This is a genomic window from Oceanobacter sp. 5_MG-2023, from assembly GCF_030548165.1.
In the GTDB taxonomy this organism is placed as follows: domain Bacteria; phylum Pseudomonadota; class Gammaproteobacteria; order Pseudomonadales; family Oceanobacteraceae; genus Oceanobacter.
The window spans coordinates 1-5,515 of record NZ_JAUORS010000045.1 but is presented as its reverse complement, the minus strand read 5'-3'; the positions used below and the strand labels follow the sequence as shown (position 1 = coordinate 5,515).

General features: G+C 49.8%; 5 protein-coding genes and 3 tRNA genes. 2 read left to right on the top strand and 6 right to left on the bottom strand.

The window, feature by feature from the left end; all coding sequences use genetic code 11:
• Positions 1–384: 384 nt before the first annotated feature.
• A tRNA-Ser gene (locus tag Q4551_RS15995) sits at positions 385–472 on the bottom strand.
• Between the two features lie 375 nt (positions 473–847).
• On the opposite strand from Q4551_RS15995, the gene Q4551_RS15990 reads away from it, so the two are divergent.
• Positions 848–2,308 carry an adenylate/guanylate cyclase domain-containing protein gene (locus Q4551_RS15990; protein ID WP_303434913.1) on the top strand — a complete coding sequence of 487 codons (1,461 nt, stop codon included), beginning with the start codon at positions 848–850 and terminating at the stop codon, positions 2,306–2,308.
• A gap of 30 nt (positions 2,309–2,338) precedes the next feature.
• Here the strand turns inward: Q4551_RS15990 and queF are convergent, their stop codons facing one another.
• From queF to Q4551_RS15975, 3 genes are read right to left on the bottom strand one after another with little or no spacing between them, the layout of a single operon-like run.
• Positions 2,339–3,163 carry an NADPH-dependent 7-cyano-7-deazaguanine reductase QueF gene (gene queF, locus Q4551_RS15985; RefSeq protein WP_303434912.1) on the bottom strand — a complete coding sequence of 275 codons (825 nt, stop codon included), beginning with the start codon at positions 3,161–3,163 and terminating at the stop codon, positions 2,339–2,341.
• A 5-nt stretch (positions 3,164–3,168) separates the two neighbouring features.
• Positions 3,169–3,945, bottom strand: coding sequence for an ABC transporter permease (locus tag Q4551_RS15980; RefSeq protein ID WP_303434911.1), 777 nt, complete (start codon positions 3,943–3,945; stop codon positions 3,169–3,171).
• Complete coding sequence (locus tag Q4551_RS15975; RefSeq protein ID WP_303434909.1) at positions 3,942–4,862, bottom strand: ABC transporter ATP-binding protein; 921 nt, start codon at positions 4,860–4,862, stop codon at positions 3,942–3,944. Before Q4551_RS15975 ends, Q4551_RS15980 begins: the two co-directional genes overlap by 4 nt.
• Positions 4,863–4,888: 26 nt before the next feature.
• Here Q4551_RS15975 and Q4551_RS15970 point away from each other — a divergent pair, with 26 nt between their 5' ends.
• Positions 4,889–5,197: a PA2817 family protein gene (locus Q4551_RS15970; RefSeq protein ID WP_303434908.1), complete on the top strand. Its 309-nt coding sequence runs from the start codon at positions 4,889–4,891 to the stop codon at positions 5,195–5,197.
• A gap of 126 nt (positions 5,198–5,323) precedes the next feature.
• Here the strand turns inward: Q4551_RS15970 and Q4551_RS15965 are convergent.
• A tRNA-Gly gene (locus tag Q4551_RS15965) sits at positions 5,324–5,399 on the bottom strand.
• 39 nt (positions 5,400–5,438) lie between these two features.
• Positions 5,439–5,514: transfer RNA gene (locus Q4551_RS15960), tRNA-Glu, on the bottom strand.
• Position 5,515 lies beyond the last annotated feature (1 nt).

Below are 5,515 nucleotides of genomic sequence, written 5' to 3'. Positions count from 1 at the left end.
CCTCGAACGGTGACTTGTCACCGGCGGAGCATGAGAAATTAGCCAATTAATGTGTCCGGTTTTGTTGACCAGAACAGCCCTTTCCAGAATTAACGGGATATTTGTAACGTCCCTGATCAGTATCCAGTGCAGCAAACAACTTTTGACCAAATACGGAGACACCAAGCATATTGACAACCAAGTCAATATCCATGCGGCACCCATCAAAAATCGGTTTGCCTGGCTATTAATGTTAGACAGAAGTTCTCAAGTGAAAACCCACCAATCCAGAAGGCACCACCTGCACACAAAAACAACGTATTCAGGATGACAGGATGATGAGTAACTTGCCGAACAAAAAAAAGCCCCAAGCTATTAAAAAGCTAAGGGCTCTTTATTGAATAATGGCGGTGAGGGAGGGATTCGAACCCTCGATACCTTGCGGTATACACACTTTCCAGGCGTGCTCCTTCAGCCACTCGGACACCTCACCTTACGTCGGGAACTTACCCCCAACAGAGGCCGCGCAATATACTGATCTACACCTAGCGCGTCAACCAAAAATTGTTATTTATTGGCAGCCGCTCTTGAGTCACCCACAACATCCAGCACTCACCCCTCCACTCAAGCCCCTTGGCCAATCCGGCAACACCCCATCTCGCAATCCCGAAATGGGCCAGATTTGATACAACCAAGTTCTGCTTGGCTTTGTCATCTTTTCTTCATAACCTCAAGACATATATCAACCAGCACCATTTTCATCACGGACTCTCCTTGATGCAGCTCACATTTACCGCTATACAGGCGATAGTAATTCATTTTATTCAGATTCAGGGTGGCGGCAGCCGAAAGTACCCATGGCAGAACTATGAGCGATTTAGTCGAAAACATTGATACAGCCCCCCGAACCACCCCCTACCCAGATTATATTGCGCGCATACTGGGCTACGGGACGGGCGCAGTGACGATTGCTGCCGGTATTTTCATCCACTACTGGCCTGAAAATTTTTGGACCGCCTTGGCATTCTGTCTGGTCTACCCACACCTGGTCGAAGTCATTGAGCGTCGCACTCCCTGGAATCGCGATACGGCTCTCACTTTCTGGACACAAATAGATGCCGCCATTACCGGCCTATTACTGGGACTCATTCACGCGCCCATTGAACTGACTCTCCCCGCCTTGCTAATGCTGAATACCAGTCTGATTCTGACAGGCAGCAAGGCCAGCTGGCTGTCTGGCGTATTGATTTCTGCAACCAGCATGATGGCTTCTTATCTCTGGCTCAGCTCATGGCAGGCCGATCTTATACCTAACACCCTGGTTATTGTTTGTGGTGTAGCAACCGCGATTTTTTTTGCTGCCTTGGCTCTGTTTGCCAGACGCCAGAGCAACCAGATTGGCGCCATGCAGTATCGCCTGAAAAGCCAGATAGACCGCTTTCAGGAATTATCGACCCAGGTATCCCGATACGTCGCTCCGCAAGTAAGAGAATCTATTTTTAATGGTAAACGCGAAGCCAAGCTTGAGACGCAACGCAAAAAGCTGGTTATCTTCTTTTCTGATATCGTTGGCTTTTCTTCCTTGTCGGAACAAATGGAAGCCGAACCTCTCACCGATCTACTGAATGGTTACCTGACCGACATGTCCGAAATCGCCATGAAGTATGGCGGCACCATCGACAAATTTATTGGTGATGGCATTATGATTTTTTTTGGCGACCCGAACACCAAAGGCGTCAAACGGGATGCCCTGGCATGTGTTGCCATGGCCATTGAAATGCGCCGCCATATGCTCAAGCTGAGAAAACACTGGACCGAACAAGGAATGACGACGCCATTACAAATCCGCATGGGCATCAATACCGGCTATTGCACCGTTGGTAACTTTGGCACCGAAAGCCGCATGGATTACACCATCGTTGGCAAAGAGGTAAACCTGGCCAGCCGACTTGAAAGTGCGGCTGATGCCGGAGAAATCCTTATCTCTCACGATACATTCTCATTGGTTAAAGACAAAATCATCTGTCGACAACGAGGAACTGCCATGGTGAAAGGGTTCCGCGATCCGGTACCGCTTTATCAGGTAGTCGATTACCGCCGGGATCTCGGCGCCAACTCCGGCTTTATGAATCATGAAACCGAAGGTTTTTCACTGTATCTGGAATCCGAGAAAGTACGTGATAGTGAGCGCAGCAAGGTCGCTGAAGCACTGGAACAGGCAGCCAGTAAACTAAGAAACCAGGTCAAAACCCGCGCCCCAGAACGACAAGCCCCGACCGCCCAACAGCGTGCGGCCAAAGTCGCCGCACAGATGAAATCATCAAAATAAGCAACAGCCCCCAGACAACCTGCGCACCTCTTACTGACGAACGGTTCGGAAATTTTCCAGCGATACACCTTCAAGCGATGAGCGTACCGGGTTGATATCCAATCCTCCCCTGCGCACATAACGAGCACAAACGATCAAAGATTCAGGGTGGCAGAAGCGGTTGATATCCTGGAATATCTGCTCCACACATTGCTCATGAAAGCCCTGGTGCTGCCTCATCGACACCACATAAGCGAGAAAGGATTCAGGTACAATCACAGGGCCGCGATAATATACATACACGCTCCCCCAGTCTGGCTGCCCCGTCACCGGACAATTCGACTTCAGCAAGTGCGAGCACAACCAGCCATCAAATTCGCCATCTGCCGTCGCCAACAACGTACCATCGGGCTGATAGGCTGCAATAGTCACGTCCAGATCATCAACACACAGGGCTGTCGGTGCCGTGCCAAAGTCCAGTACATCCGGCAATGCCGTTAATTCAACCGTGACCGCACATCCCGCGACCGCCGATAAATCAGCCGCCATCCGGGCCTGGACATCCGCAGGAGAGTCAAACCGAGTCTGGTTATAGGAATTCAGATATAACTTGAAGGACTTGGATTCAATCAGGTTGGCACCTGTAGCCGGAATCCGAAACTCCCCCATCGCCACCACAGGCTTACCTTTTGCGTTCAGCCATGACAATTCATACGCATTCCAGATATCTTCGCCATACACAGGCACAAAATCCCCCCCGACCAGACGGGAGCGGCCTTCCGCCCGAGGGATAGCAAACAATAAAGAGGCGTCATATTCATCCTTGTAAACAGACGACTTTCCCAGCGGGTTTAATTCAGAATCAATCGTTGCCATAACCTTTATTGCCTCATGCCAGTGCCGCGTTTGAGCAACCATAAACTATAGCTGCTCAGAATTACGATAAACACACCCATCATTAAAAATGAAAACACCACATCAACATCCGACACACCCAGAATGCCATAACGAAAGGTATTCACCATATATAAAATCGGATTCAGTTGAGATACCCACTGCCAATGCTCTGGCAGCAAACTGATCGAGTAAAAAACACCCCCCAGATACGTCAACGGCGTAATCACAAAAGTGGGAACAATCGCGATATCATCAAAAGTACGGGCATGCACCCCATTAATAAAGCCACCCAGTGAAAACAGCACCGCCGACAGCAAAACAATGCCGACCACAACGCCGATGTGATGAATCGTCAAATCGGTAAAATACAACGACAACAGAGTCACAATGACGCCCACCATAACTCCCCTGGCGACTCCCCCCGAGACAAACCCCAGCAGAATGGTGGCAGGATGAACCGGAGCCACCATCAATTCCTCGATACTCTGCTGGAATTTATTACTGAAAAACGATGAGGCCACATTGCCATACGCATTGGTAATCACACTCATCATAATCAGACCTGGCACGATAAAGGACATATAGTCCACGCCACCCATTTCGCCGATCCGGGAGCCGATCAGATTACCAAAAATCACAAAATACAAGGTCATCGTAATTGCAGGCGGCACCAGGGTTTGCTGCCAGATCCGCGTAAAACGGCGAACTTCTTTAACCACGATCGTCTTTAATGCCACCCACTGCACGGTCAAATGACTCATTGGTTATCTCCTTGCACCAGATCCACAAACAACTCTTCCAGACGATTGGATTTGGGCCGCATACTACGCACCAGACACCCCTTGGCAGACAAGGCCTCAAACACGCTATTGATACTCTGACCCTCCTTGACAACCACCTCGATGGTATCCTCCCCCACAACCCGGACAACCCATCCGGCCAGCTGCAAATCGGCAGGAGCTTGCGACATCAGGTCAAACACAAAGGTCTCAGACTTCATATTGGCCAGCAATGCACGAACACTGGTGCAGCGAACGATCTCCCCGCGATTGATAATCGCAATATTGCGACACAGTTGCTCCGCTTCTTCCAGGTAATGCGTAGTCAGAATAATGGTCGTGCCCGCTTCATTCAGCGCCTTCATAAAGGTCCACATCGAACGCCGCAGTTCAATATCAACCCCGGCGGTTGGCTCATCCAGAATCAGCACCTTGGGTTTGTGCACCAACGCACGAGCAATCATCAAGCGCCGCTTCATCCCACCAGACAACATCCTGGATGGCTCATCACGCTTATCCCACAGGTCCAGCTCTTTCAGCAGATATTCAGCGCTTGTTCGCGCTTCACGCCGACTCAGTCCAAAATATCCGGCCTGCGTGACCACAACATCTTCAACCTTTTCAAACTGGTTAAAATTAAACTCTTGCGGTACAACCCCCAAATTGAGACGGGCGCCAAATGACTGCTTATTGACGTCAAAGCCCATCACTTCAGCCAAGCCAGCCGTTTTTTGCACCAACCCCGATAAAATACCTAACGTGGTAGACTTGCCCGCACCATTCGGGCCCAGCAGGGCAAAAAAGTCCCCCTGCTCCACACTCAAATCAATCCCTTTGAGCGCCTGGAAACCATTGTCATACACTTTGGATAAGCCCTGAACTTTCAGTGCCGGAACCATACAAATCAACCTGTTTGAGAAAATACATGAGCGAACAACCGAACCACATCCGCTTGCTGCAAACACTAAAAAGCCGCTTGGCAGCGGCTAGTGAAAGCGAAGTCATCAGTACCGATATGATACACCAGCTTGAGTCTTTAATTGATCAGCTGACGCAACAGTCTGAAACAGCTTATGAAGATACCCGTCAATGGCTCAACAATCTGATGATGCACACTCCACAACTCGCCCCTGTTATTGATCGAGAACTGCTGTGGATCTTCGGTGGCGATTGCCTGCACTACCTAACCGATGAAGAAATAGACCAGTTTCAGCAACAGGATGAAGCACAATAAGGAAACCGGGATACAACAGCTCAAGTGCACCAATCACACCTGCACTTGAGCGGCGCTAAAACGCAGGTTTTTCGGCAAAAATACAATAAAAAAGCCGACTCATTTCTGAATCGGCTTTTTAGAATCTGGAGCGGGAAACGAGATTCGAACTCGCGACCCCGACCTTGGCAAGGTCGTGCTCTACCAACTGAGCTATTCCCGCTTATCTCTTCCATACTACTCTATCATAGTATCAAGAGAGTGGCATCCCCAAGGGGATTCGAACCCCTGTTGCCGCCGTGAAAGGGCAGTGTCCTAGGCCTCTAGACGATGGGGACA

Excerpts from the sequence above, each read along its gene's own strand:
- Q4551_RS15990 (WP_303434913.1), top strand. The coding sequence starts at position 848 with ATGAGCGATTTAGTCGAAAACATTGATACAGCCCCCCGAACCACCCCC.
- Q4551_RS15970 (WP_303434908.1), top strand. The coding sequence starts at position 4,889 with ATGAGCGAACAACCGAACCACATCCGCTTGCTGCAAACACTAAAAAGC.
- Q4551_RS15975 (WP_303434909.1), bottom strand. The coding sequence starts at position 4,862 with ATGGTTCCGGCACTGAAAGTTCAGGGCTTATCCAAAGTGTATGACAAT.
- Q4551_RS15980 (WP_303434911.1), bottom strand. The coding sequence starts at position 3,945 with ATGAGTCATTTGACCGTGCAGTGGGTGGCATTAAAGACGATCGTGGTT.
- queF (WP_303434912.1), bottom strand. The coding sequence starts at position 3,163 with ATGGCAACGATTGATTCTGAATTAAACCCGCTGGGAAAGTCGTCTGTT.